This window comes from Flavobacterium sp. LC2016-12, assembly GCF_015351595.1.
Lineage (GTDB): Bacteria > Bacteroidota > Bacteroidia > Flavobacteriales > Flavobacteriaceae > Flavobacterium.
Genome location: NZ_JADKPT010000004.1, coordinates 330,947 through 357,878, shown reverse-complemented (window position 1 = coordinate 357,878; position 26,932 = coordinate 330,947). Strand labels below are relative to the sequence as shown.

The 26,932-nt window shown below is 33.2% G+C and carries 19 protein-coding genes and 3 tRNA genes; 10 read left to right on the top strand and 12 right to left on the bottom strand.

All coding sequences use genetic code 11. The annotated features are described in order from the left end of the window. The first annotated feature begins 2 nt into the window (after window positions 1–2). Both IRZ99_RS09655 and IRZ99_RS09650 read left to right on the top strand, forming a co-directional pair. Complete coding sequence (locus IRZ99_RS09655) at window positions 3–968, top strand: glycoside hydrolase family 5 protein (RefSeq protein ID WP_194657076.1); 966 nt, start codon at window positions 3–5, stop codon at window positions 966–968. Between the two features lie 613 nt (window positions 969–1,581). Then, window positions 1,582–2,658 (top strand): outer membrane beta-barrel protein, encoded by a 1,077-nt coding sequence (locus IRZ99_RS09650; RefSeq protein WP_194657075.1) that lies wholly within the window; start codon window positions 1,582–1,584, stop codon window positions 2,656–2,658. Window positions 2,659–3,012: 354 nt separating this feature from the next. Here the strand turns inward: IRZ99_RS09650 and IRZ99_RS09645 are convergent, their stop codons facing one another. The 5 genes from IRZ99_RS09645 to IRZ99_RS09625 form a co-directional block, all read right to left on the bottom strand. Next, complete coding sequence (locus IRZ99_RS09645) at window positions 3,013–3,918, bottom strand: N-acetylmuramoyl-L-alanine amidase (RefSeq protein ID WP_194657074.1); 906 nt, start codon at window positions 3,916–3,918, stop codon at window positions 3,013–3,015. Window positions 3,919–3,951: 33 nt separating this feature from the next. Continuing rightward, a complete protein-coding gene (locus IRZ99_RS09640) occupies window positions 3,952–4,503 on the bottom strand; it encodes a hypothetical protein (protein ID WP_194657073.1) in 552 nt (183 codons plus the stop codon). Between the two features lie 41 nt (window positions 4,504–4,544). Then, window positions 4,545–5,858 (bottom strand): 30S ribosomal protein S12 methylthiotransferase RimO, encoded by a 1,314-nt coding sequence (rimO, locus tag IRZ99_RS09635; protein WP_194657072.1) that lies wholly within the window; start codon window positions 5,856–5,858, stop codon window positions 4,545–4,547. Between the two features lie 221 nt (window positions 5,859–6,079). Further along, window positions 6,080–7,585, bottom strand: coding sequence for an OmpP1/FadL family transporter (locus IRZ99_RS09630; protein WP_194657071.1), 1,506 nt, complete (start codon window positions 7,583–7,585; stop codon window positions 6,080–6,082). Between the two features lie 48 nt (window positions 7,586–7,633). Next, complete coding sequence (locus IRZ99_RS09625) at window positions 7,634–8,599, bottom strand: hypothetical protein (protein ID WP_194657070.1); 966 nt, start codon at window positions 8,597–8,599, stop codon at window positions 7,634–7,636. A 101-nt stretch (window positions 8,600–8,700) separates the two neighbouring features. On the opposite strand from IRZ99_RS09625, the gene proS reads away from it, so the two are divergent. The 5 genes from proS to rpsT all read left to right on the top strand — a co-directional run bounded on the left by proS (window position 8,701) and on the right by rpsT (window position 10,965). Further along, a complete protein-coding gene (gene proS, locus IRZ99_RS09620; RefSeq protein ID WP_194657069.1) occupies window positions 8,701–10,179 on the top strand; it encodes a proline--tRNA ligase in 1,479 nt (492 codons plus the stop codon). Window positions 10,180–10,256: 77 nt separating this feature from the next. Continuing rightward, window positions 10,257–10,328: transfer RNA gene (locus IRZ99_RS09615), tRNA-Glu, on the top strand. Between the two features lie 44 nt (window positions 10,329–10,372). Continuing rightward, window positions 10,373–10,444 (top strand) — tRNA-Glu (locus tag IRZ99_RS09610). Window positions 10,445–10,487: 43 nt separating this feature from the next. Next, window positions 10,488–10,559, top strand: a tRNA-Glu gene (locus IRZ99_RS09605). A gap of 154 nt (window positions 10,560–10,713) precedes the next feature. Then, window positions 10,714–10,965 (top strand): 30S ribosomal protein S20, encoded by a 252-nt coding sequence (gene rpsT, locus IRZ99_RS09600; protein WP_007803459.1) that lies wholly within the window; start codon window positions 10,714–10,716, stop codon window positions 10,963–10,965. A gap of 156 nt (window positions 10,966–11,121) precedes the next feature. Here the strand turns inward: rpsT and IRZ99_RS09595 are convergent, their stop codons facing one another. Continuing rightward, the gene (locus IRZ99_RS09595) at window positions 11,122–11,538 is read right to left on the bottom strand and encodes a response regulator (RefSeq protein ID WP_194657068.1); all 417 of its coding nucleotides are present in this window, start codon (window positions 11,536–11,538) and stop codon (window positions 11,122–11,124) included. A 6-nt stretch (window positions 11,539–11,544) separates the two neighbouring features. Beyond that, the gene (locus IRZ99_RS09590; protein ID WP_194657067.1) at window positions 11,545–13,254 is read right to left on the bottom strand and encodes a PAS domain-containing protein; all 1,710 of its coding nucleotides are present in this window, start codon (window positions 13,252–13,254) and stop codon (window positions 11,545–11,547) included. Window positions 13,255–13,421: 167 nt separating this feature from the next. Between IRZ99_RS09590 and typA the strand changes: the two genes are divergently transcribed. Then, window positions 13,422–15,218: a translational GTPase TypA gene (typA, locus tag IRZ99_RS09585; RefSeq protein WP_194657066.1), complete on the top strand. Its 1,797-nt coding sequence runs from the start codon at window positions 13,422–13,424 to the stop codon at window positions 15,216–15,218. Between the two features lie 101 nt (window positions 15,219–15,319). On the opposite strand, the gene IRZ99_RS09580 is transcribed toward typA, so the two are convergent. The 5 genes from IRZ99_RS09580 to IRZ99_RS09560 form a co-directional block, all read right to left on the bottom strand. Further along, window positions 15,320–17,764, bottom strand: coding sequence for a T9SS type B sorting domain-containing protein (locus IRZ99_RS09580; RefSeq protein WP_194657065.1), 2,445 nt, complete (start codon window positions 17,762–17,764; stop codon window positions 15,320–15,322). A gap of 174 nt (window positions 17,765–17,938) precedes the next feature. Next, a complete protein-coding gene (locus tag IRZ99_RS09575) occupies window positions 17,939–20,407 on the bottom strand; it encodes a T9SS type B sorting domain-containing protein (protein WP_194657064.1) in 2,469 nt (822 codons plus the stop codon). A gap of 172 nt (window positions 20,408–20,579) precedes the next feature. Then, a complete protein-coding gene (locus IRZ99_RS09570) occupies window positions 20,580–22,928 on the bottom strand; it encodes a T9SS type B sorting domain-containing protein (protein WP_194657063.1) in 2,349 nt (782 codons plus the stop codon). 15 nt (window positions 22,929–22,943) lie between these two features. Beyond that, entirely contained in the window at window positions 22,944–23,780 is an 837-nt protein-coding gene (locus tag IRZ99_RS09565) for an ABC transporter permease (RefSeq protein ID WP_194657062.1), read from the bottom strand. A 3-nt stretch (window positions 23,781–23,783) separates the two neighbouring features. Further along, window positions 23,784–24,695 (bottom strand): ABC transporter ATP-binding protein, encoded by a 912-nt coding sequence (locus tag IRZ99_RS09560; protein ID WP_194657061.1) that lies wholly within the window; start codon window positions 24,693–24,695, stop codon window positions 23,784–23,786. 109 nt (window positions 24,696–24,804) lie between these two features. Here IRZ99_RS09560 and IRZ99_RS09555 point away from each other — a divergent pair, with 109 nt between their 5' ends. Both IRZ99_RS09555 and IRZ99_RS09550 read left to right on the top strand, forming a co-directional pair. Continuing rightward, on the top strand, window positions 24,805–25,857 hold the full coding sequence (locus IRZ99_RS09555; RefSeq protein ID WP_194657060.1) for a hypothetical protein: 1,053 nt from the start codon (window positions 24,805–24,807) through the stop codon (window positions 25,855–25,857). Window positions 25,858–25,987: 130 nt separating this feature from the next. Then, the gene (locus IRZ99_RS09550; protein WP_194657059.1) at window positions 25,988–26,848 is read left to right on the top strand and encodes a hypothetical protein; all 861 of its coding nucleotides are present in this window, start codon (window positions 25,988–25,990) and stop codon (window positions 26,846–26,848) included. The last annotated feature ends 84 nt before the right edge of the window (window positions 26,849–26,932 follow it).

Genomic DNA, 26,932 nt, shown 5'->3' with positions numbered 1-26,932 from the left:
AAATGAAATCAAAAGCTAATTTTTTTACACTTATAATGGTGTTTGTATTTTGTGCTTCAAAAGCGCAATTTGTAAAACATCATGGGCAACTTCGTGTGGAAGGAACTCAGCTAACAGATCAAAATGATAATCCAATTGTATTGCGTGGAATGAGTTTTGGCTGGCACAGTATGTGGCCGAGATTTTATAATGAGAAAGCAGTAAATTGGTTGAAGAAAGATTTTAGTTGTAATGTGGTTCGCGCGGCAATGGGAATAGAATTGGGGAAAATGTCCTATATAAAGGAGCCGGAATTTTCAAAAAAGAGAATTGAAGCTGTTGTAGATGGCGCGATCAAATCGGATGTATATGTTATTATCGACTGGCACAGTCATAATATAAATCTAAAAGAAGCAAAAGCCTTTTTTGCAGAAATTTCTAAAAAGTATGCCAGGTATCCTAATATAATATATGAGGTTTTCAACGAGCCTGATGATGAAAGTTGGCCAGAAGTTAAGGCTTACGCCGAAGAAGTAATCAAGGTAATTAGAGAAAATGATCCGAATAATATTATTTTGGTTGGTTCTCCGCATTGGGATCAGGATGTTAATCTTCCTGCTGCTGATCCTATAAAGGGATACAGTAATATAATGTATACGATGCATTTTTACGCCGCAACGCATGGTAAAGATTTACGCGACAGAACAGATGAAGCCTTAAAAAAAGGTCTGCCAATATTTATTTCTGAGTCTGCAGGAATGGAAGCATCTGGAGATGGACCATTAAACATGAAAGCCTGGAAGAAATATATCGATTGGATGGAAGATCGAAAGCTGAGTTGGATAACATGGTCAGTTTCTGATAAAGAGGAAACATGTTCTATTCTTAAAAAATCTGCAAAGTCAGATGGGAAATGGAGAGAGGAAGATTTACAAGAATCCGGAATACAAGTTCGTGAATTTTTAAGAAAGTATAATTCGCAAGAGTAGAAGTGGTTACTTATATTTCAAAAAAAGCCTGTTCAGTTTGAGCAGGCTTTTTTGTTTTTAATTGTAAAACTTTTTGCTTTTGATTTAAAAATTATGCTGAGTGTTTTAAGCTTCTCAGGATGTTTTTTGGTGTTTATTTTTGTAGGAATTTTTGTTTTTAAGAGAATGGTTTTGTTAGGGTTTTGTAAATTTTTAAAATAAATCATGTTTTTAATATTAAATACACATACCCTATGTTTTTTAAGGGGTTTTATTTTTTTATTATCGTTTTATGGCTGTTTTTTGGTTGTTTGTTGGTTTTATTTTGTTGTTTACCCTAAAAATTTTCTGATTTTTACTGAAATTGCGTTAGTGAATTTTCAAAAATAAAACAGTATTAATGTCAAATAACGATTATTGTGAATTTAATTTTTGTAATCCATAATTCTGCTTGTAAAACGTCAAAAAAATAGATTTCAATTCTTTTACTCATACAAAAGTTAATAAATTCGCTAATGAAAATGAAGAGGTTTTAGGGGGAGATTAAAGGTTTTAGAAGTGACTTATAGTAGAATATACATATATAAAAGATTAACTAACCAGAATCAATTAATAACTAAAAACCAATTAAAACATGAAAAAAGTATTACACATTTTAGCCGCGATGTTAACGAGTTCTTTTGCATTTGCTCAAGAAGATGCCGAAACTCCAGTTTCACCTGCGACAACTTGGGGAGGATCAGCGGATGCTTACTATAAATATGATTTTTCAAAACAAATGAATGGATTAACGAGCTTTACCAACTCTCAGGATTCATTTGAATTAGGAATGGCATCTATTAATGCAGGTCATACTTTCGGAAAAGCATCTGTATTTGTAGATTTAGGTTTCGGAAAAAGAGCAGGAGAATTTTCATATAATGAAACAACAGATAAAGACATAAATGCAAAATTTTTAATTAAACAGTTATTTTTTACATACCAACTTACAGAAAAATTTAAATTAGTTGCGGGAAGTTTTGGAACTCATATTGGATATGAAGTGCTTGATGCAGTAGGTAATAAAAACTACAGTATGTCATACGCTTTTTCTTACGGACCATTTTTTAATACTGGGGTAAAAGCACAATATACTTCAGGGAAATTTACTGCAATGTTTGGTATAACTAATCCAACTGATTTTAAATCGGCTATGGATGCAGGTTCTTCTCAAAAAACATATATAGGTCAATTAGGGTATATAGGTGAAACAGGTAGTGCTTATCTAAACTTTACATCAGGAAGTAGTAATCCGGCTTCTGAAGATAATAAAACACAATTTGATTTAGTAGCTTCAAAAACAATAAGCGATAGTTTTGGTCTTGGTTTTAATGCAACATATGCTAAAACTAAAAATGATATTTCAAGCTTAGGTGATGGTGAATGGTTTTCATTAGTAGGATATGCTAATTATTCTTTTAGCCCGTCTTTACTATTGGCTTACAGGATAGAATATTTTGATGCTAAAGATGCTGCTCCGGCAAGTTTAGGGACATTAACAGGATCAAATGTATTTGCAAATACTATTTCATTGAACTATAAAGTTGGAAAACTTACTATAATTCCTGAGTTTAGATATGATGCTGCATCAGAAGATATCTTTTTAGATAGTGATGCTGCTCCAACAGGAGGGTCATTCTACGGATTAATTGCTACAACATACTCTTTCTAGAGATAAAGATTGATATTTTTTTTTTTTTTGGAGCTGTCAAAACATGTAAATGTTTTGGCAGCTTTTTTATTTGTTCAAGATGGGGTATTAAGAGTAAAGAGTAAAGAGTAAAGAGTAAAGAGTAAAGAGTAAAGAGTAAAGAGTAAAGAGTAGAGAGTAGAGAAGAAATATCAGTTAGGTGTGGTATATACAGATATAAATAGTATTTTAAGAAAGCTTAAATATAACTTCAGTTCATTTGTATTCTTTGTTCTGTGCTCTTACATCTTTCATGATTTATAAGGTATCTAGAAATAAAAAAAGCGCGTTTCTAAAGTATAGAAACGCGCTTTTGTATATAGGTGTAAAACTCTTTTATTGAATTTGCTTTTTGTAAATCGAATAAATTGTATCTATTGTTTTTCTATCTAAAACTGATGTAGCATCTGTTTGAATATAGTGCAATTTAAAAGCTTGAATTGCAGCTGAAAGATTCTTAGTATTGTAACCAATAATACGTAAAGCGGGTTCTATTTTAAAGTCAAAAGGGGCTTCTTCCAGAATTTCATCTGGCCATATGCCAAAACCTTTCTCTGCTAAAGTTTTCCACGGAAATAAAGCGCTTGGATCTTGTTTTCGTCCTGGTGCTATATCAGAATGTCCTAATATATTTTGAGTCGGAATATTATAATCTTTTTTCAATTTTGTCAAAAGCGCTACAAGACTGCTAATTTGTGCCTCGGTAAAAGGTTTAAAGCCATTATTATCAATTTCAATACCAATTGAGGATGAGTTTAAATCTGTGTTTTTACCCCAGGTAGAGGCACCTGCGTGCCAAGCTCTTAAATAGTCGTTTAACATCTGTACCACTTTTCCATTTTCAGAAATTATATAGTGGGCACTTACTTGTGTTCTTGTTTTGGTAAATGTGCTAATAGTTTGTTGTACTGAATCTTGTGCAGTATGGTGAAGAATGATAAAACTCGGCTTTCTTAAATTAAAATTAACTGTACCAATCCATTCTGTGTTAATACCGTTTAACAAGGCAGTTGAACCTGTTTTTGATAAAGTGTCCTTTACAATTCCTAATTGCGAAGCATATGAAGTATCAATAACGACTGGACTAACAGCGGGAATTGTTTTTACTTCTTTGCTTGTAATCTGGTTTTCTAAGGTTTTAAGCTGCTGATCGTAGACTTTTTCAGTTGATTTATAAGGATTCGTTGAGCAAGAAGTTATTATAATTGCTAAAATCAAATAATAAAAATGCTTTTTCGCCATGGTTAATTACATTTTAGGATTAGGTTGAAACAATTATTCGTGAACTTTTGTCGCTTCTGTTTCCTCTTTTATTTCTTTTACTTCTTTTGTGTCAGAATCTTTTTTCTTTTTGTTTTTTGTTTTCTTGATCTCTTTAAAATTTGCCATGAAAGTGGTATATTTTTCTATTTGATCAGGGTTCAGAAAAGCAGTGATTTTTTTGGTTGTACTTTCTCTCAAAGCTGTCATTTGCTCAATTTTTTGATCCTGGCTGCTATTTTCGTTTTTCAAAAGAATTCCTTGTTCTCTCATGCTGTCAGCAATAACATTCGTAATTGCTATAGCTTGCAAGTCATCAAGTTTTACCTCCGGTTTCATTTGTTCAACAATTTTTGCGGCAGTTTCTTCAGCAGGGATTTCTTTAGGTTTGCTAGGAGAACTTTGTGGACCCGACATCATACTTCTATCCATTCCCATTCCGCCGCCTCTGCCGTAACCGCCACCACCGCCGTAGCCATTATTATATCCATTTCCATATTGTGCCGAAACAGAATTGAAACACAATAAAGTGAAAACTAAAATAAAAAGTGTTTGTGTAGGTTTCATAAAAATGATTTATCTAAAATTGATAATAGTTTACCGTAAATTTAAGCAGGTTCTCCGTATAAATCAAATTCTGTTGCTTCAATTATGCGGATATTAACAAATTCTCCTGTTTTTACATAATGTTTAGAGGCATCGATCAAAACTTCATTGTCTACATCCGGACTATCAAACTCTGTTCTCCCTACAAAGTGTGCGCCTTCTTTTCTGTCAATAATACATTTGTAAACTTGTCCAACTTTTTCCTGGTTTAAATCCCATGAAATTTGAGATTGCAATTCCATGATCTCATTAGCTCTGGCTTGTTTTACATCATCCGGAACATCATCTTCCAATAAATATGCGTGTGTATTTTCTTCGTGCGAGTAGGCAAAACATCCCATTCTGTCAAATTTCATTTCCTGAACAAAGTCTTTCAGAATTTCAAAATCTTCCTGAGTTTCTCCAGGATAACCAACGATCAAAGTAGTTCTGATAGCCATTCCTGGAACAGCTGCACGGAAATCTTTTAATAATTGAGTCGTTTTAGCCTGAGTTGTACCGCGACGCATCGATTTTAGGATTGAATCTGAAATATGTTGCAACGGAATGTCGATATAATTACAGATTTTAGGTTCACGTTTCATAACTTCCAAAACATCCATTGGGAAACCAGTAGGGAAAGCGTAATGCAAACGAATCCATTCAATTCCTTCCACTTTTACCAATGCTTCTAAAAGTTCAGCTAGATTTCTCTTTTTATAAATATCAAGACCATAGTAAGTTAAGTCCTGAGCGATTAAGATTAATTCCTTTACGCCATTTTTAGCTAATCCTTCAGCTTCTTTAACTAATTTTTCAATAGTTTGAGAAACGTGTTTACCACGCATTAAAGGAATTGCGCAAAAACTACAAGGTCTGTCGCAGCCTTCTGCAATTTTTAAATAGGCGTAGTTTTTAGGAGTTGTAGTTAAGCGTTCTCCTAATAATTCATGTTTATAGTCGGCTCCTAAAGCTTTTAATAGTTGAGGTAATTCAGTTGTACCAAAATATTGATCGACATTTGGAATTTCTTTTTCCAGATCTGGTCTGTAACGTTCCGATAAACATCCGGTTACAAAAACTTTGTCAACTAAACCTTTGTCTTTTTTATCAGCATATTCCAAAATCATGTTTACTGATTCGGCTTTAGCGTTATCAATAAAACCACAAGTGTTGATTACGATAATGTTTCCTTCTTCTGCCGCAGGAGCTTCATGTTGAACCTCTTTACCATTGGCACGAAGTTGTCCCATTAATACTTCACTGTCATATACATTCTTCGAACACCCAAGAGTGATTACGTTAATTTTGTTCTTTTTTAAAGACTTGGTTCTCATACTTTTATAAATTGGAGTGCAAAATTACACTTTTTTATTCAAACACAACTGGTTTCGGTTTCTTTTAGATGATTTTTATGAAGGCATCTCCCGAATTTTATGGATTTGTTATTTTTTTTTCTGATAAATGAAATTGGAAAATCAATGCAGCTTCATTATGGCAAAAAAAAACCGTTAAGCGTGGCCTAACGGAAATTTCAAATTAATCTATTTTAATTTAATTACAATTCAAATAATAAAGTCAAAGAAACATTATTAAGTTTCGATGAAATGTTGGCGCCATCCGTAAATCCGGTGGCAAAAAATCCCTGATTTGATTTTCGTTCTAAATAAGAATAAGCCAAATCTAATTTAGTCGCTCCAAAGCTATAGCCTAAACCTCCTGAGTAGCTGTTTAAATCTCCAATAGTTGATCCATTTTTATAAGGACTTCCTTCAAATCGGTAACCACCTCTTAAGCTTAATCGGTTTATTTTGTATTCGGCACCAATTCTTAATTCGCCATTAGTAGTTAATTGATTGCTGATGTCTCCATTTAATCCGCTAAATCCCGGATCGCTCGTTGGTTTGTATTTAGTATTTGAATAATCTTTAATCGCATAATCAACACTAATTAAGCCTGATTTTCCAAATACATAAGCGCCGCTGAATGTCCATTTTGCTGGAGTTTGTAAAGTGTAACGTTCGTAAACGTTTACAACATTTGGATTGATATTTTCATTTATTGGTTGCGCTCCATTGGCTTGTCTTGTTGTTTGTAGGCTTTGAGCGGTTTCATCATAAAGTTCATACCACGTGTTTGATTCATATGCTAAACCAAGTCTGAAAGCCTCAGTAACTTTAGCAATGGTTCCTAATTGAAAAGAGAAGCCATTTCCGTAAGTATAAAGATCATTATTAAAACGTAAGTTAGATATAGTTTCTGTTTGTTCTAATGGCTTGTTATTGTCTTCATAAAAACTGCTTGACCTTCTGTAGTCTGTAATATGCGCATTTAGATTTGCTCCAAAATAGATTTTGTCTTTGTATGAAGTTGCGATATTGAAGCTAACTTTACTATTGTATCCACTGGTGTATACTGAATTTTCCTGATAATAATTTCCGCCAGCAGGAATATTTGTGGTGTATTGCGTGTTGTCTGGATCATTCTCATTAACTGGGTCTATAACATGTCCCCAGTAACCTAAGTGTGCTTGTTGTTCATTATATAAGAGGTCTCTGTATTCTAATCCGTCAATGATATGTAAAGGAATTCCATTAGCAAAAGTCAAAAAATATTGATCGATAGAATTTTTTGGGTTAGTTCCTGCTGAAAAAACTTCATTATTAAAGTTGTTTGTATTTTCATAAGTTCCTCCAATGGCAATTTTTTTCCAATTACTATTTGGATTTCGGTCATTGAAAACAAAAACACCGCCAGCCTGATTTAGAATAAAAGAATTTTCTTTATCACTGGTTTGGGTTCCAAAATAATTGGAATTATTTTTAATGCTTTGATTGCTAAAAGTTGTTCCAAACTGATTGTTATTGAATATTGCAGAACCGGCAGGGTTTACAGTTAGAGATGATAAATCTCCTCCAACAGCACCAAAGGCACCACCCATAGCTCTGAATCTTGCAGTTCCGGTTATATTATCTTGTGCATAACGCACAGCATCTGATACTTCCTGAGAATGTGAGACGCTAAAAGTTAGTCCTGTAATAAAAAGGAAAAGTATTTTTTTCATGTGGTTAAGTTTTAAATGTGAGTTATCCGATTAGTGAGAGGGGGGGAATTATCTTCTTCCACCACCACCGCCAGATCTTCCACCACCGCCACCGCCGTATGATCCTCCACCAGACGATCTCATGCTTCCGCCGCTGCTATTCATCGAACGAGATGGGCTAGGAGAGTATGATCTTGTTGAGTTACTGTTGGTATTGTTGTAACTTCTGTTTGTAGTTGTGCCAGATCTTCTGTAGTCATAACTGTTGCTTTGACCTTGTGCTGTCCCTCTTCTGTTTGTGAAAGTCGGGCTTGTTGAGTAGCTTCTGCCGTTTGCATTAGAGCTTCTTCTGAAGTCAGAGTAGTCTGTACGTCTGTTGGTTGTGTACCCGTTTCTGTTTGTGGTATAGTTTCCTCTTCCGGCATAATTTCTGCCAGTATTGTAGGAGCTTCTTGTAGAATATCCTCTTGATCCGTAGTAGGCAGCAGATCCTCTTCTTCCATAGTTGTAAGAGTAGTTGTTGTATCCGTAACCATAACCAGGGTAATAACCTGGATAGCCCCAACCTGGGTAATATCCTGGGTAGCCCCATCCGTAATAAGGATAACCCCATCCGTAGCCATAGCCATATCCGTAATATGGGTATCCCCATCCAAATCCAATTCCCCATGACCACATTGGGTCAGAGTAAACGGTTACAGATACATCTGTATTAGCGCTTCCCCAAGCAGGATAAGCTTTTGCTGCAGTTTGTGTACTGTCGTTTTCTGCATAATTACCATAGTTGTCTACATCAGTGAAGATTTCTGTAGGCTGGTCGTCAGTGTCTTGTAGTGATTTGAAATAATCTTTATATTGGCTGTTAGCAGAAGTGTTTGTTGATTGTGCGTATGTTCTTGTCGAACCACCATAAACGCCATCATTGTCCTGATAGGATGTATTTTGATAAGAACCACACGAAGCAACTAATAAACTCAGTAGTCCAATTAAGTAAAAATGACTTGAGTTTTGGCGGAGAGTAGTAGAAGTTTTCATATCTGTGGTGTTTTTTATTGTTGCACATTACAAAAATAGTTAGTTTTGTCAAACTATTTAGTTAAAATTATTAAAACAAAATTTGTGCCAAACTATTCAATATGAGTAAGAACCTCACTACAAGATCAGAAGATTATTCGAAATGGTATAACGAACTGGTTGTTAAAGCAGATTTAGCTGAGAATTCAGGAGTTAGAGGCTGTATGGTTATTAAGCCGTACGGATATGCTATTTGGGAAAAAATGCAGGCGGAGTTAGATCGAATGTTTAAAGAGACAGGACATCAAAATGCATATTTTCCTTTGTTCGTGCCGAAAAGCATGTTTGAAGCGGAAGAGAAAAATGCAGAAGGATTTGCAAAAGAGTGTGCAATTGTAACACATTATAGATTAAAGAATGATCCGGACAAACCCGGAAAATTAATGGTTGATCCAAATGCTAAATTGGAGGAAGAACTTATTGTTCGTCCAACCAGCGAAGCTATTATTTGGTCTACCTATAAAGGATGGGTGCAATCTTATAGAGATTTACCTTTATTGATTAATCAATGGGCAAATGTGGTTCGTTGGGAAATGCGTACGCGTTTGTTTTTAAGAACGGCAGAGTTTTTATGGCAGGAAGGACACACGGCGCATGCTACAAAAGCGGAAGCTTTGGAAGAGTCTGAGAAAATGATGAATGTTTATGCAGATTTTGCAGAAAACTTCATGGCAATTCCGGTTGTTAAAGGTATAAAAACAGAAACAGAGCGTTTTGCAGGTGCAGATGAAACTTACTGTATTGAAGCATTAATGCAGGACGGAAAAGCTTTGCAAGCTGGTACTTCTCACTTTTTAGGACAAAACTTTGCAAAAGCTTTTGATGTAAAGTTTGCGAATGCTGAAGGGAAACAAGAACACGTTTGGGGAACTTCATGGGGAGTTTCAACTCGTTTGATGGGAGCTTTGGTTATGACGCATTCTGATGATCAGGGATTGGTTTTGCCTCCTAATTTGGCACCTATTCAAGTTGTTATTGTTCCTATATATAAGACAGATGAACAATTGGCTGAAATTACAACTGCTGTTAATGATTTAACTGCGAAGTTGAAAAAATTAAAGATTTCAGTTAAATACGATGACAGAACAACTCAAAAACCAGGATTTAAATTTGCTGAATGGGAATTGAAAGGTGTTCCTGTTCGAATTGCTGTTGGGCCAAAAGATTTAGAAAATGGAACTTTTGAGGTTGCGAGACGGGATACATTAACAAAAGAGGTAGTTTCTGCTGAAGGAATTGTTGCTTATGTGAATGATCTTTTAGAGCAGATTCAGGCAGACTTATTTAATAAAGCACTGGACTATCGTAATACACATATTACAGAAGTAAATAGTTTTGAGGAATTTAAAGAAGTTTTAGAAGGTAAAGCAGGTTTTGTATCCGCTCATTGGGATGGTACGGCTGCTACTGAAGAGAAAATAAAAGACTTGACAAAGGCAACGATTCGTTGTATTCCTTTGGATAGTGTTGAAGAAGCAGGAACCTGTGTGTTTACTGGTAACCCGTCAACAAAAAGAGTGTTGTTTGCGAAGGCATATTAATTTTTTTTGATTTTTTTTGCATCAGGTATTGTACATCTTAAAAATAGTTGTATTTTTGCATCCGCATTAGAGAAGCAGGCCCGTTCGTCTATCGGTTAGGACGCATGGTTTTCATCCATGTAAGAGCGGTTCGATTCCGCTACGGGCTACTACTTTTTATGCGAAATTGTTCTTAAAATACTGAGAATAAAATGGCCCGTTCGTCTATCGGTTAGGACGCATGGTTTTCATCCATGTAAGAGCGGTTCGATTCCGCTACGGGCTACAATAATACCTCTATTTAATTATAGAAAAACTTAGAAGGATATGGTCTGTTCGTCTAGGGGTTAGGACTCCAGGCTTTCGTCCTGGTAACAGGGGTTCGATTCCCTTACAGACTACTGAATTAGTTGTAAATAAGTTTTGTAAAATAAAAGTTGGTGTCTCGATTTTTGTTTTATTAGTTAAAACCAAAGTGATTGTTTTGCAATTGTGGGAGGTTTTTCTTTTTTAACTAGTATTTATAATAATTATTACATCTAAAATTAAGAAAAAATGGCAAATCATAAGTCAGCATTAAAAAGAATCAGAAGTAACGAAAAAAGAAGAGTTCTTAACAGATACCAACATAAAACTACTCGTAATGCAATTAAAGCATTAAGATTAGCTACTGAAAAATCTGATGCAGCTTCTAAATTATCAACTGTAATCTCTATGATTGATAAGTTAGCTAAAAAGAACATCATTCATGATAATAAAGCTTCTAACTTGAAGTCTAAATTAACTAAGCATGTTGCTAAATTGTAATTAACTACAATTTCCTAAATATACGAAAAGCCCTCTTTAGAGGGCTTTTTTGTTTGGATAAATAGCGTAAATTTTAAATTCCAAATAAGAAATTCCACATTCCAATATTGCTTTTAAATGAAGTTTAGCATTGGAATTTCTTATTTGGAATTTTTTTTACAGATCTATCTTCTTTTTAAGATATTCCAGCATTGGCAGGGTAATTGGTTTGGAAAGGAAATCGATAATTATGGGGTATTTTTTTGCTTTGGCTAAATCTTCAGGGTCAATTGTAGAGGATAAAACAATAACGCTTGCTGCGTTGCTGAACTCGGTATAGTCTCCGGATGTAAAATGATCCAGGAATTCCCAGCCACCCATGACCGGCATGTTTAGGTCTAAGAAAATTAATTCGGGTTTTTTGCTTACTTTGTTTTTGTTGTTTGTATATTTTAGGGTATTGAAGTGGAGTAGTGCTTCTTCGCCATTTTGAGCCGTAATAATTTCATTCGAAAACTCGGATTTTGAAATTACTTTTTTGCATAGCATTAATGTGATTGGATCGTCATCAATGCATAAGATTTGCTCAAGCATAATAGGTTAATTTTTAAATGTTATTGTAAATGTGGTTCCTTTGTTGACCTCGCTTTCGATGCTTATGGTGCCACCCATGGTTTCAACCTGCGATTTTACCAGATATAATCCTAGCCCTTTGCTGTCAGGATAATTGTGGAATCTTTGATATAGTCCGAAAACTTTGTCCCGGTTTCTTTCTAAATCGATACCAATTCCGTTGTCTTTAAAAGTTAATATGGCTTTATGATCAATTTGTTCGGCCATTATTGATATTTTTAATTTTCGATTTTCTGATTTGTATTTTATGGAATTCGTTAGCAAATTAAGTAAAATACTTTCTATGTAAGCTTTGTTTGTGTTTAATAGAGGAACTCTGTCGAACTTGAGTTTGATGATTGGTTTGTGTAATTCTATTTGAAATGATAATTGACTAAATACGTTTTCGAATACTTCTTGTAAAGAGACTTCTTCTTTTTGCATTGAAGGGTTGTCTTTGATAATGATGACTTTTACCAGGTCATTGATTGTTTCGTTTAGCAGGTGTGTCGATTTTGTGAATCCTGCAATGATTTCTTCGAGTTCAGTGTTTTCGACAGGTATGTCTTCAATAAGATTTAAAAGACCGATTAAATTAGATAGTGGGGCTCTAAGATTGTGTGATGTAATGTATGAGAATTGTTTTAAATCCTTGTTATTTTGTGTTAATTCGCGAATAAGATGTTCTTTTTCTGTTTCTAATTTTTTCTCATCGGTAATATCTCTTTGTATGGAGATCCAGTGTGAAATAACGCCTTCATTATTGAAAATTGGAATCATTGAAAATCGTACCCAATATTCTTCTTTTTGTTTTGTGTAGCTAATTGTTTCTATTAAGCATTCTTCTTCATTTTTAATGGCTCTTAAAAGTTTTTTTAGCTCATCTGAATCTGATTTTGGTCCTTTGAAAATATTTGGAGATTTTCCTATTATTTCATTAGACTGGTATCCTGACATTTGAGAAAATGCCGGGTTTACATAAACAATCTTTGGGATCCTGCGGGCAACAGAATTTGCTTCTGTGATTAAAATGGAGTCTTTAGATTGTGTAATTACAGTTTCTAAAAGTTTTAATCGTTGTTCTTCTTCTTTTTGTTTCGTGATGTCCTGAATAGCTCCAATCATCCTGATGGCTCTTCCTTTTTCGTCTTTTAGCAAAAAGCCTCTGTCTAATACATATTTATAAGTTCCGTCTGCACATCTAAAACGGTATTGATCTTGCCATTTTTCGGTTTTTTGCTCAATAAACGAATATAACTTAATCGACATCCTAATGCTGTCTTCGGGATGAATTTTGTCAAACCACCATTTTGAAGTTTTGCCGACATCTTCCGGGTTATAGCCAAATATACCTTCGATACCTCTGTTCCAGCTGATGCTGTCTTCCTGGATTTTCCAATCCCAAATGGTGTCGCTTGTTGCTTTTGCTACAATATCATATTTTTCATTAGATTCTTTGATTTCTTCGTTGGTCTGTTTTAGTTTTTCAAAAACAGATTTATTCTTGACTTCATTTTTTGAGAGTATATATTTGAATACCAGTCCTGTGGCTAAAATAAAAAAAATGTCTTTGACGAGGAATAAATTATAGTTTTCTATTGGTGAAAAGTAAATAGTGAGTAATTTATGACAAACTATAGCCATAAATAACGAAATGATAATATAAATTAGAGTAATTTGGAGAGTTTTACTTTTCATTACTCAAATATAGTTAAATTAACGATAATTCAGCAATTATTGAATGTCAATTTGACAGTTAAATTCAAATTGATTATTGAACTAATTACTTGGATATACGCAAACTATCAAAGAAACGTTTTTTATATCAAAATAAAGTGTACCTTTGCACCCATTAAAAATCTCAGATGGAATCTATTAGAAACATTGCAATTATTGCCCACGTCGATCACGGTAAAACCACTTTGGTTGATAAAATTATGTATCACTGTCAATTATTTCGTGACAACGAAAACACAGGTGATTTAATTCTTGATAATAACGATTTAGAGCGTGAGAGAGGTATTACTATTACTTCTAAAAACGTATCAGTTCAATATAAAGGAACAAAAATCAATATTATTGACACTCCAGGCCACGCGGATTTTGGAGGTGAAGTAGAACGTGTATTGAACATGGCCGATGGTGTATGTTTGCTAGTGGATGCTTTTGAAGGTCCAATGCCACAAACTCGTTTCGTATTACAAAAAGCTATTGACTTAGGTCTTAAGCCATGTGTAGTTATCAATAAAGTAGATAAAGAAAACTGTACTCCTGAAGAAGTTCACGAAAAAGTTTTTGACTTAATGTTTGAATTAGGTGCTGAAGAATGGCAGTTGGATTTTCCAACAGTTTATGGTTCTGCTAAAAACAACTGGATGTCTGATCATTGGGAAAACGTAACTGATAATGTTGAAGCATTATTGGATATGGTTGTTGAAAATGTACCTGCTCCTAAAGTTTCTGAAGGAACACCACAAATGTTAATTACTTCTTTAGATTTCTCAGCTTTTACAGGGCGTATTGCTATTGGTCGTTTAGAAAGAGGAATTCTTAACGAAGGTATGCCAATCTCATTAGTTAAAAGAGATGGTACTATATCTAAATCTCGTATCAAAGAACTTCATACTTTTGAAGGACTTGGTCGTAAAAAAGTACAACAGGTTATTGCTGGAGATATTTGTGCAATCATTGGAGTTGAAGGTTTTGAAATTGGTGATACTATCGCTGATTTTGAAAATCCAGAAGGTCTAAAAACGATTGATATCGACGAGCCTACTATGAGTATGTTGTTTACAATTAATGACTCTCCTTTCTTTGGTAAAGAGGGTAAATTTGTAACTTCTCGTCATATTAGAGAGCGTTTGACAAAAGAATTAGAGAAAAACTTAGCTATGAAGTTAGGTGAAACTGATTCTGCTGATAAATTTATGGTTTTTGGTCGTGGTGTACTTCACTTATCTGTTCTTATTGAAACAATGAGAAGAGAAGGGTATGAGTTGCAAATTGGTCAGCCACAAGTTATTATCAAAGAAATTGATGGTAAAAAATGTGAGCCAATTGAAGAGTTAACAATTGATTTACCAGAATCACTTTCAGGAAGAGCAGTTGAATTCGTTACAATTCGTAAAGGAGAAATGCTTTCTATGGAAACTAAAGGTGATCGTATGATTGTGAAATTTAATATTCCATCACGTGGAATTATTGGATTGCGTAATCAATTACTTACTGCAACAGCTGGTGAGGCTATTATGGCGCACCGTTTTATAGGATATGAGCCTTACAAAGGAGAAATTGCCGGACGTAACAAAGGTTCATTGATTTCTATGGAAAAAGGAAAAGCTATTCCTTATTCTATCGATAAATTACAAGATCGTGGTAAGTTTTTTGTTGAACCAAATGCTGAAATCTACGAAGGTCAGGTAATTGGAGAAAACTCTCGTGGTGATGATATGTGTGTGAACGTAACTAAAGAGAAAAAACAATCAAACGTACGTTCTTCTGGAAACGATGAAAAAGCTAGAATTATTCCTCCAATTATTTTCTCTCTTGAAGAAGCTTTAGAGTACATTCAAAAAGATGAATATGTAGAGGTTACTCCTAAATCTATCCGTTTAAGAAAAATTTATTTGACTGAAACTGATAGAAAAAGATTTAAAATCTAATATTTTTAAATTTCAATATAAAATCCCAAATTCCTTATGGAGTTTGGGATTTTTTTTTCTTTGAGAATATTAGATTTTTAAATTTGGTGTTTATTTCAGTTTTATCTTTTTAAACTAAAATGCCCTTTTGTTTCTCGTCCATCTTCAAGTTTTAAACTATACCAATAATCATCTGCAGGCATTGGGTTTCCAGTAAAGGTGCCGTCCCAACCTAAATCTGAGGGGTAAATTTGTTTTAGTAATTTCCCGTACCTATCATAGATATATATAAGAGATTTTTTGTTAGCACTTGTATTCAGTCCAGTTATATTCCAATAATCATGATAACCATCGTTATTTGGTGTAAAGTAATTTGGTGCTCCAATTACAGCAACGGTTTTGTTTATTAAACCACAATTTTTCTTGTCATTAATGTAGATTTCATGAATGCCAGAAATGACGTTTTCAAATACATTAGATTTCTGAAATGGCCCGTTGGGCATATTTAGACTAAATTCATAATCTCCTTTTCCTGTTACATTTACTGTGATTTTATTCGAATTGTCTACTAATAAATCAATAATATCAATACTGGTAATTGTTGCTATATCCGAAGCGGTAACTTCTATTGTTCGTGTTTTTATGCAATTAGAATTATTTTTTACAGATACTTTATATATTCCAGTTTCATTTATATTTAATTTTGAAGACTTTTCATTGGGGATTTCAAAATTATCTTTAGTCCAGGTAAATGTAAAATTGTCTATTGCTGCATAGTCAAGTATTCCTGCGTCTAAAGTTGTGAAATATGCCTTATTATTTTCGCAAACATTAGAAATTGTATTTGTTTTAAGATGTGGAAGTTTATTTACTTCGAGTTTGATTTTGCTGATACCGTAACAATCATTTCCTTCTTCAATTCTAGCGTAGACAAATTGATTGTAAGGAGTTTCATTTTTATAGGAAGTAAAATTTTGAATAGGATTTTGTTCTAATAAAGCATGATTTTCATTTGCATAGTATTTTATGTTTTGTGTGTTGGAAAAAGGAATACTCGCATTATTCAAATCAAAGACATAAAATCCATCTTCGTCACCATCGTCATCGCAAACAGGATCTAAAGCATATAATGTTTCAGAAATAGCATTTACTTTTAGAGTAAGAGAATTAATCGTTGAACATCTGGTCTTATTGTTTGAATTTCGAACAAATAGTGTTTGAGGATTGCTAGTGTTAGTATATGTTGTGTTGACAGGGTTTATGTTTTCTAGGGCATCTTCTTTGGTAATATGATAGGTTGTTGTGATATCTGAGTTGTTATTATTAAATATCGGAGTTGCTTCGTTTAAATTGAAGTCACATAAGCCATCAGGGTTTATTCCGATTTCACATTGAACTAATGTACTGTTTAGTGATTTCGGGAGACTATTAACGATTATTTTAATTTCTTGTATAGTTGTACTTGATTTCTCGGTGGAAGCTTTTGCAAAAATGGATTGTTTAAAAGAAATACTATTGGTGAAAGAATTTAAAATTGGATTACTATTTGTTTTCGCATCATTTTCACTTAAATAATAATTGATTGTTAAGTTAGATGTGTCTTGATTGGCTAAAATGCTCGCAGTAATATCGCTTAAATTAATTTTTGTTTTTCCGTCGGTAGTATTTGTATCATTATCATCACAAGTTTCATATTGTGTTTCTGTAAAAATAATTTTATCACTGACTTTAATTGTAAAGGAGCTCCAGTTATAACACTGGGTAAGTGTATTTGTAATTCGTGCGTAAATTGTTTGCGGATTTTCAATATTTTTATATTGTGAAGGATCAGTAATCGGATTTGAATTTATTATTGCATCAGTTGATGAAGTGTGATAAGTTACTGCGACATCAGTTTGTCCGTCAATTATTGTTTGGTTGTTTTTCGTTAAATCAAATGGTAGTGATTGATTTGCTGTTCCAATTTTATCTGCTTTTTCCATATTTAAAGCTGTAATATTTGGAATATTCAAAGTAGGGGGACTATTGAAGGTAGCACTTCCTAACCATTGTAAAGAAAAATTACTGCTTCCAATTGGCCTGTCGACAACTAAAAAATAAGATTCTCCAGGAGTAACATTTATCCATTTTACATAGCTATTTCCATCGCTGCCTGGACCTTCAGTAGTATCACTTTCTGCATTGGTCATTCCTGTGTAGTTGTGGTTGAGATTTGCCTCTTTCGGATTTGTAGATGAACATCTTAATGCTTGACCAAGCGAATTACATGTTGCATTTGGACCAAAGATGATAAAGTCAAAATCTTCATTTAAATCGGGACTTTCAGGCTTTAAAATAAAACCTAATGTTCCCGCAGTTTTAATCGAGAGCCTGAGCCATATACTATTAGATTCGACTAGAACGCAGCTATTTAAACTAGAATATTCAATTATTTTTCCCTGGCCTAGTGCTTTTAAGCCTTGAAATCCTGAATTTCCACAAACGACAATTGCATCACTGCAATCATTTTGTGCATAGATGACATTTGAAAAGAGAAATAAAAACAAATAAATTTTAACTAGATTCATCTTATAAAAATATGATGTAAAAATAAGATAATACAGCTGTTATCTTATTCCTTGGCTCTGTTGTTTGTTGAGAGTTTTGAGCTTTATGTTGAATTTTTTTTTGATTATTGTGTTAAAAAGAATATTATCTTTTAATTTTATTCTTAAAATATTGTTCTTGATAAATTTTTGGCTTTACCTTTTTAAACTAAAATGGCCTTTTGCTTCTCGATTATCTTCTAGTTTTAAAGTGTACCAGTAATCATCGGCAGGAAGAGGGTTGCCAGTAAATGTTCCGTCCCATCCTAAACTTGAAGGTTGGATTTGTTTTAATAATTTCCCATATCGATCATAAATTAATATAATGGCATTTTTACTGTTGTCATTTAGTCCTTCGATATTCCAGTAGTCGTGATAACCATCATCATTTGGGGTGAAATATTTTGGAGCTCCAATTACTGCAGTAGTTTTATGTACAGTACCGCAGTTTTTCCTGTCGTTTACGTACACTTCATATATTCCAGGCTCCACATTATTGAAAATGTTAGATTCTTGAAAAGGACCATCGGGTAAATTCAAACTAAATTCATAATCACCTTTTCCAGATACATTTACTGTGATTTTATTTTCGTCTGATAAATCGAGAATTTCTATGTCTTCAATAGTTGCTGTGTTCGATTCAAAAACCTCTATAATTCTCGTTTTGGAACAATTTGTTTTATTAGTTACTATGACGGTATAGATTCCCGTTTTGTTGACATTTAAAACAGAAGTTATTTCATTCGGGATTGTTGTTCCGTCTTTTGTCCATTTATAGAAAAAATTGGTTATTGAATTATTGATTAATCCAGCATCTAAATGCACTTGATACAAAGTGTTGTTTTCGCATACATTAGTACTTGTATGCGTTTGTATGTTTGGTAATTGATTAACCTCTAATTTTATTTTACTAATTCCAAAACAGCTATTTTGTTCTTCAACCCGTGCAAAAACAAATTGATTGTAGGGTGTTTCATTTTGGTAGGAAGCAGGATCTGTAATCTTATTTTGTTCTAATAAAGCATTGTTTTCATTAGAATAATATTTTATATTTTGTGTTGTGTTATACGGAATATTCGCCTTGGTTAAATCAAATACATGAATTCCATCTTCGAGGCCGTCATCATCACAGACTGGATCAATAAAATATTCTGGCAGCGTAATTGGATTTGTTTTTAATGTTACAGTACCAATACTCCAGCATTTAGTTTCTAAATTGGTTATTTTGACAAAAAGGGTTTGTGGATTTATAGTATTATGAAAAGCTACTTCAAGAGGATTTTGGTTATTTTTAGCATCAAAATTACTAAGAAAAAACTGTGTTGATAATCTTGAATCATTATTAGTCAATTCAGCATTGGCCTGATCTAAATTATATAACACTAGTCCCGTTTGATTTTTGCTTGAATCACATTGAATTAATGTAGCATGTGTTATAGGGGGGAGCATATGTACTATTAATGATATTTTTTGTATCGTTGTACAGTATTTATGGGTATAAGCTTTAGCGTAAATATATTGCTGATTTGGAGTTGTATTGTAAAAGGAGTTTACGAGCTCATTTGAATTTGTATTGGCATCGTTTAGAGCTGCGTAATATTTAATAACTAAACCATCTTTCTCTGCATTTGGGAAAAGTGTTTCTGTAATATTTTTGAAATAGAAGACAGCTTTTCCATTTGTACTGCTTCCATCGCTCGAGTCATCACAGTTATTAACTGAAGTAATAGGAAACTGAAGTTTGTTTTTAGTGACCTTTATTGTGAATTCTGTTGTTGAAAAACACTTTGTTAATGTATTTTTTAGTCTCATGTAAATTTGCTGACTAATTGATGTGTTTGCAAATGCGCCGGGATTTTGAATGGCATTCTCGCCTGTTATTACATCATTGGCAGTTGTGTGAAATGTAACCTCTATATCTTGCAGGTTATCAACAGCAGCTTTAATGTTTGGAGTTAAATCAAATACAGTGGAGTCATCATCGACAGTATCAGTATCGCATTTTTCGAGATCGAACGTGGTGCCAGGCTCCGGAGTTTTAAAAGCTGGTGGTTCAAATAATAGTGCTGTTCCAATCCATTTCATTGAGAATTTTGCGGTACCTGAAAATCGAGAAATGACAATAAAATAGCTTTCGTTATCGTTTGTATATAACCATCTGACAAAACCATTTCCGCTATATCCTAAATCTTTACAATCATCTCTTGTACCAATTCCGTCAAAACTTTCAATTGCTGAACCATTCATTCCTGTAGTATTATCAGGAAGATTTGCAGCCACTGGACTTGTATAAGAGTATCGTATTGGAGTCTTTAAATTATCGCATGATACATTAGGACCAAATACAAAAAAATCAAAATCAACATCGAGATCTTTGTTTTCAGGAGTTAATATAAATCCTAATGTTCCACCCTTTTTTACATCGATTTTTAACCAAAGACTATTATATTCTCCAATTTTACAACGACTAATATTACTGAAATCCTCAATTAAGCCAGTTCCTTCAGCTGTCAGATCAGATAAATTGCTATTCCCGCAAACCGTTATCATGTCGTGACAATCATTTTGCGCATAAAACAGGTTTGAAAAGAAAAATAAAAGCAAAGAAATTTTAAGTAGATTCATCTTATAAAAATAAGATGCAAAAATAAGATAATGTGGATGTTATCTTATTTTTTAGCACTGCTGTTTGTTGAGTGTTTTGAGCTTTATGTTGAATTTTTGTAATTATTGTGTTAAAAAAAAGGTTATTTATTGATTTTGTTATTAAAATCTTGGTATTAATAACTTTTTGGTTTTACCTTTTTAAACTAAAATGACCTTTGACATTTTTGCCGTTATCAAAAGTTAAAGTAAACCAATAATCATCTGAAGGTAGTTCCTGACCATTAAATTGTCCGTTCCAACCAGTGCTGCTTTTGTTCATTTGTTTCAATAATTTACCGTAACGATCAAAAATAAAAATTTTATAATCAGGAAGCAGATTAGAATTTTCAATTGCCCATAAATCATGATAAGTATCTCCGTTTGGTGTAAAGTATCTTGGATAGTCTAAAACAATTACCTGAAAAGTATTAGATGGTCCGCAACCATTTTTATCTCTTGCAATTGCATTGTAGATACCTGGTTTTACATTGTTGAACATTGGGCCTTCCTGAAAGTCCAGGCCATCTATTGAGAATTCATAATTTCTAGCTCCGGTATACTCAAGTATAACCGAATTGTCATTAGCTGAAAAATCCTTAACTACCGCTCCTGTTATTATTGCAGGTTCTGATAAAATAACTTTGAAAGTTTTAGTCTTTTCACAACCATTAGAATCTTTAACGGTAACCGAATAATCGCCAGCATTATAAATAACTAATGAATTAGTTGTATTTGTGGGGTCAGTGTTCCATGAATAGCTATTAAAACCCGGATCGACAGTTAGTGTTATATTGCCATTTTTACATAAAATTACTGAATCGTCATCAAAATTAGGCGGATCAAAAGTATTTACAACAAGTGTTATAGGTGTAATATCATAACATTCTGGCCCATTTACAACTCTCGCATAAATGGTCTGGGAAAAAGCAGTGGTATTTTTAAAGATAGTTGGAACTTCATTGGTTTCTGTTACAGCATCATAGGGAGCTAGGTAATATTGTACAGTTAGTCCGTTTGGTAGCCCGAATAGGATTTGCGAAGTTGCTTCGTTCAAATCAAATTGATAAAAACCATCCTGAATTCCATCTGCATCACAGGTTTCTATTGGGTTTTGATTTGCTATAGTATTGTTGGAAATTTGTAATGTAACTTCTGCAATTTTATAGCAGCCGTATTTATTTTCTAACCTTGCATAAACAACTTGATTGAGCGATTTATTTTGATATTTATCAGGAGTTGAAATAGGATTTGTTTTTGCTTCAGCATTGGCCGCTGATTCATAATAACCGCTATTTAAAATTTCGGAATCATTATTTTTTACAATATTATCGGCTTTGGTTAAATTGAAAATAGATATCCCATCTGTATTATCATCACATTGTACCAGAGAAGTATTTGTTGAAGGAATTTCCGGAGCATAATCAATCTTTATTTCACCCGATAGTATACATGTTGTACTTATAACAGTTGCTTCAACCTTGTAGGTTCCGGTTTCTGTAACTTCAAAAGTTGAACTTGTACCTAGGATGGTAGCAGGATTGTCTTTTTTATACCATTTAAACGTATAGTCTGCAGGAGAAAGTTTGCTGTCTAAAAGGATTTTTTCTTGAAAACAAGCGGGATTGTTGGCTGCCATTGTACGATCTTCTCCAAGAACAATTTTTGAAGCAAAACTACCTGCTTCGAGGAAAATTGCTGAATTTTGATATCTAAAATCAGCATCGCCGATTACCAATTTTACATGGTATTTTTTTCCAGTAACTACAGTGCTTTGAGCAGTCATAACAACTGTTTGTCCCGCATAATTTATTGGGCTGGTATTGGTATTTAATCCATTAAAATAGCTTTCATTTGAAGCTTCACAGCCTGTGTAAGAAATACCACCGGGTCTTGTTCCAGGTTCAATTTTTGGATGAATGTTTATAGAAGAAACGGGTATACTGGTATTGGGTATTACAGCTAAATTTTTATACGGATCAGTAGTTCCTGCTTCTTTTATTAAAAAGGCAAATCCGTCAGAGTATTGGCAAGGATAATTATATTGATATTCATTTGAAGCAAAAACATAATTAAAACTTAATAAACTTGTATAAGCGATAAAATCAAACTCTAAAACTGTCGTATTTAAAGAATTAATGCTGAGTATCGCATCAAGATCGCTGTCGTTACCCCACTGAGGACTATCACTAGCACCTTCATTTGCATCACTAGTAAATGGCCCAACTGCACTTTGAGCTGTTGATGTTACTAAAACAATACCTTCATTAAAAGGAAAATTGCTTCCGTTGCTATTAAAATAAGCAAAACTTTGTTTTCCTTGGGTAAAAGTGTCTCCGCTACCAGAAAAATTTGAAGCGGAGGCACAAGAGCTATTGACTAAAGTGTTTTCAATAAGTTGTTGCGGTGATCTTTGATCATCAATAGTTATGACCTGTGCATTTATCTTTGCAGACAGACAGCATAAAAATAAAACGATTAAAAAACTTTTTGCCTTATTCATAGTATAACAAATATACTATAAATCTCGATTTTTTAATAATTTGTAAGAGAAGTAAACAAATAAAAATGTCCAGACTGCGACAATTATAATGGAAGAAAAATGTACATCATAATCTTTGATATTGTCAACTCCCATTTGAGTTCCAATGTTTCTAATTACAGATAATCTTGTAAAAGGTTCGACAATTAAATTGGACATTGCTTCTAATGGAAAAAACTTCATTATAGTATATCCTATAGTGCTTTCGGGAAAGATTTTGAAGACTAAAACTCCTTTTGCTATGGCCTCAAAAATACTCCAAACCAATAAAAAACCTAAGGCAAAAGCAGAACGTTTAACTAAAATTCCCAGAAATAAACAGAAAGAAAAGAAACCGGTAAGTTTTACAAAAAAAGCCAGAAGGTAATCTAAATCACTAAAAACAATTCCGAATTCGGTATAAGATGAGAAACTTAATCCAAGAATTAAGCTCATAACGAAAATAAAAATGGTTGAAAACAAAGCGAAAACAACAACGGTTAAGAATTTGGATAAGATGAATTCTTTTTTACTTAATCCGTCAATTAAGTTTTGTTTTAAGGTACCATAACTATATTCATTTGCCATCATGGAAACAATTACAATTGCTAAGAAAAATTTCAGCCAAGCGGCGATATAGGTATTAAAATGCCAAATAAAAGGGAAGTTGAATATTCCCATTTCGGCTAGATGAAATTTTATAACTCCAATGTCAAATTTTATAGATGCGATTAAAGCAATGAAAGAAAGTAAAATAAAATAAGTTAAGGTAAGAACACGGCTGGCTTTGTTTTTCCAGATTTTTTGAAGTTCTATAGAGATAAGTCTGTTCATGGTTTAGTTTTTTTGGATAGTGGCGTTTTTTGTTAATTCTAAAAATTGTGCTTCTAAACTGTTTTTGCGTTTTACTAAATGACTCAAAGCAATATTTTTAGAAAACAAAAATTGATTTAATTCTGAAGCTGATAATTCTGATTTTAAGTACACCAAAACTCTTCCATCTTCTTCGGTAATTCTGTCGATAGCAGGATGTTCTTGTAAAGTTGTTTTCAAAAGTAAATTGTCATCGGCCTGAACTTCAAAGAAACCTTCATTAGCCGACATTTCGTCAACTGAACCGGAATATAAAATTTCGCCTTTTCTTAATACAATGACATGAGAACATACTTTTTCTACTTCATCCAATAAATGGGAAGCCAGTAAAATAGTAGTTCCTTGTGAAGCTATTTTTTTTATAATATCACGAATCTGATGAATTCCCTGCGGATCTAAACCATTTGTTGGCTCATCTAAAATCAAAATTTCAGGATCGTTCAATAATGCCGAAGCAATGGCTAAACGCTGTTTCATCCCTAATGAAAAAGTACTGAATTTGCTGTCTTTTCTTTCGGATAGCCCAACCAAATCAAGCTTTTCATTGATTTTAGTATAATTGATGCTTTTTATTTTACAAACCAGTTTCAGGTTTTCTTCGGCTGTCATGTACGGGTAAAAGTTAGGTCTCTCAATAATAGCTCCCACTTTTTTCAAAGCTTCGTGTGTTTGCATTTGTCCGTTGAACCAACGGTAATCGCCTGAACTTCTGTTTACAACACTAAGAACAATTCCTAAAGTAGTCGATTTCCCGCTTCCGTTAGGGCCCAAAATGCCGTAGACACGGCCTTTCTGTATTTCAAAAGATACATTTTTTAAGGCTTGAATACGCCCGTATCTTTTACTAAGATTTTCAATGGTAAGAATGGTTTCCAAATTTATTTCGGTTTTAGTTTTTAGTATGACGATCCAACTTGTATATTGTTACGCTAAATTTATTTATATCATGCGATTGATGTAAATTTGTGCTAAAGATATTTAAAAAATGAGTGAACCTTTAATGGTTTTGAAAAAACCGTCTTATCCTTTAAGACCTTCTCTTTTAAGTTATTTAGAACGTTACGAACGGATCTCGAAAGTATCTGTGTTCTATGACGATTTGTTGCGATTTGCCGGTTCTATAAATGTCTATGATAAAAATGAAACCGATACTTTGTGGATTCGTGTTTATTATAGTGAATTCGAAAGAAATGAAATTGACTTAAATCTGAAAAAAATCTATTCGCTTTTGCATTCTGATGGAAACAGTGAGATTATTCAGTTTCTAAATATTGATGCAATTGATTATTGTACTTTCGGAAACTCAAAACCTTTCCGAATTAAGGTCCGAAATATTCTGAATGATAATTACGTTCATTTTTATATCAAGAAAGCAGATGCCTCAAGAATTTATGGTTTAGAATTAGAGGATATTCTTTCGCCTGACAAAATCAACTTTTTAGTTTTTAAAGATACTTTAATCGAAGAGCACATCATCGGAATTCCGGGTGACGTTTTCATGGATACTTTATTGGATAGCTGTACTGAAACTGAGAAGTCTCAAATTGCAAAAGAGTTTGTGAAGTTCAACGAGCGTTGCATGATTCGACTTTTAGGCGATATGCGAGCGTATAACTATGTAATTGTCCCAATTCATGATTTTGATCAGGTAGTTTATAAAATACGTCCTATTGATTTTGATCAGCAATGTTACGAGGGGAATTTTAAAGTCTATCGCCCACAGTTTTTCAAGGAAAACTATCCGATGATAAAACTAATTAAAGAGAAATTAGAAGAACGTTCGATTATTCAGTATAAAGATGAAGAAAGAGCAATTTTAGCGAAACGTATTCATTCTGCCGAAAACCGAATTAAAAAGCTATTGAATATAATGTGTCACGATACCATTTCGACAGAGGAACATCTTAATCAACTAAAAATGGAATTGTACCGTTATACCAATGATATGAAATTTAAAAATGCCAAATCAATGGGACATATTATGTTCGCGGCATTTGAATTTATTACACGTAACTTTAAAAACACGAATTTAATATAGTACATAATATTGTCCTCCTGAGCAACGAAGGATCACACAAGATGCTCAGTACAGTAATTCTCCACTCTTTGTCGAGCTACTTGTGTGATCCTTCCTCCGTCAGGATGACAAGAACAAATAAAATAATCTTATGAAAAAGTCTCTTTTATTGGTAGCGTCTATTTTTTTATTAGCTTGTCAACAACAATCAGATAATAATTTGAAAACGCTTTATTCGCTTCCAAAAAAATTAAAAGAAGTTTCCGGAATTACTTATTTTCCTGAAAAGAAACTAATTTATACTTTAGAAGACAGTGGAAATAAAAATGCGATTTATGCTATAAATTCTGACGGTAAATTAGATAAAACGATCACGATTTCAAATGCAAAAAATGTAGATTGGGAAGATATTACCAAAGATAAAAGTGGGAATATTTATATTGGCGATTTTGGAAATAACGACAATGAACGAAAAGATCTTTGCATTTATAAAGTAAATAAAAATCAGCTTAATAAAGATCAGGCTTCCGCCGAATATAAAGTTTCATTTTCATATCCGGAACAAACAGAATTTCCTCCAAAGAAAAAAGAAATGTTTTACGATGTTGAAGGTTTCTTTGAATATCAAAACAACTTTTATTTATTTACAAAAAACAGAAGTAAAGGATTTGAAGGAACTGCTTTTATTTATAAAATAGCAAATAAGCCCGGAACTCAAAAAGCAACTAAAATTGGTGAGTTTAAAACTTGTAATAATTACAATCATTGTGTGTTGACAAGTGCAACCATTAGTCCTGACGGTAAAAAAGTAGTTTTATTGAGTCATGATAAAATTGTTTTGTTTAAAGGTTTTAAAGGAGATTTATTCCACAAAGGAACTCAAACAGAAATAAAGCTAAATCACTTTTCTCAAAAAGAAGCCATAGTTTTTAAAGACAATAATACCTTACTTATCGCTGACGAAAAAACAAATAAGGTAGGGGGAAATGTCTATGAATTCAAATTAAAATAAAGTAAGGTTCTAAGATGCTAAGAAAAAGTTAGCCACGAATTCACGAATTATTTGTAATAAAAATTCGTGAATTCGTGGCTAAAA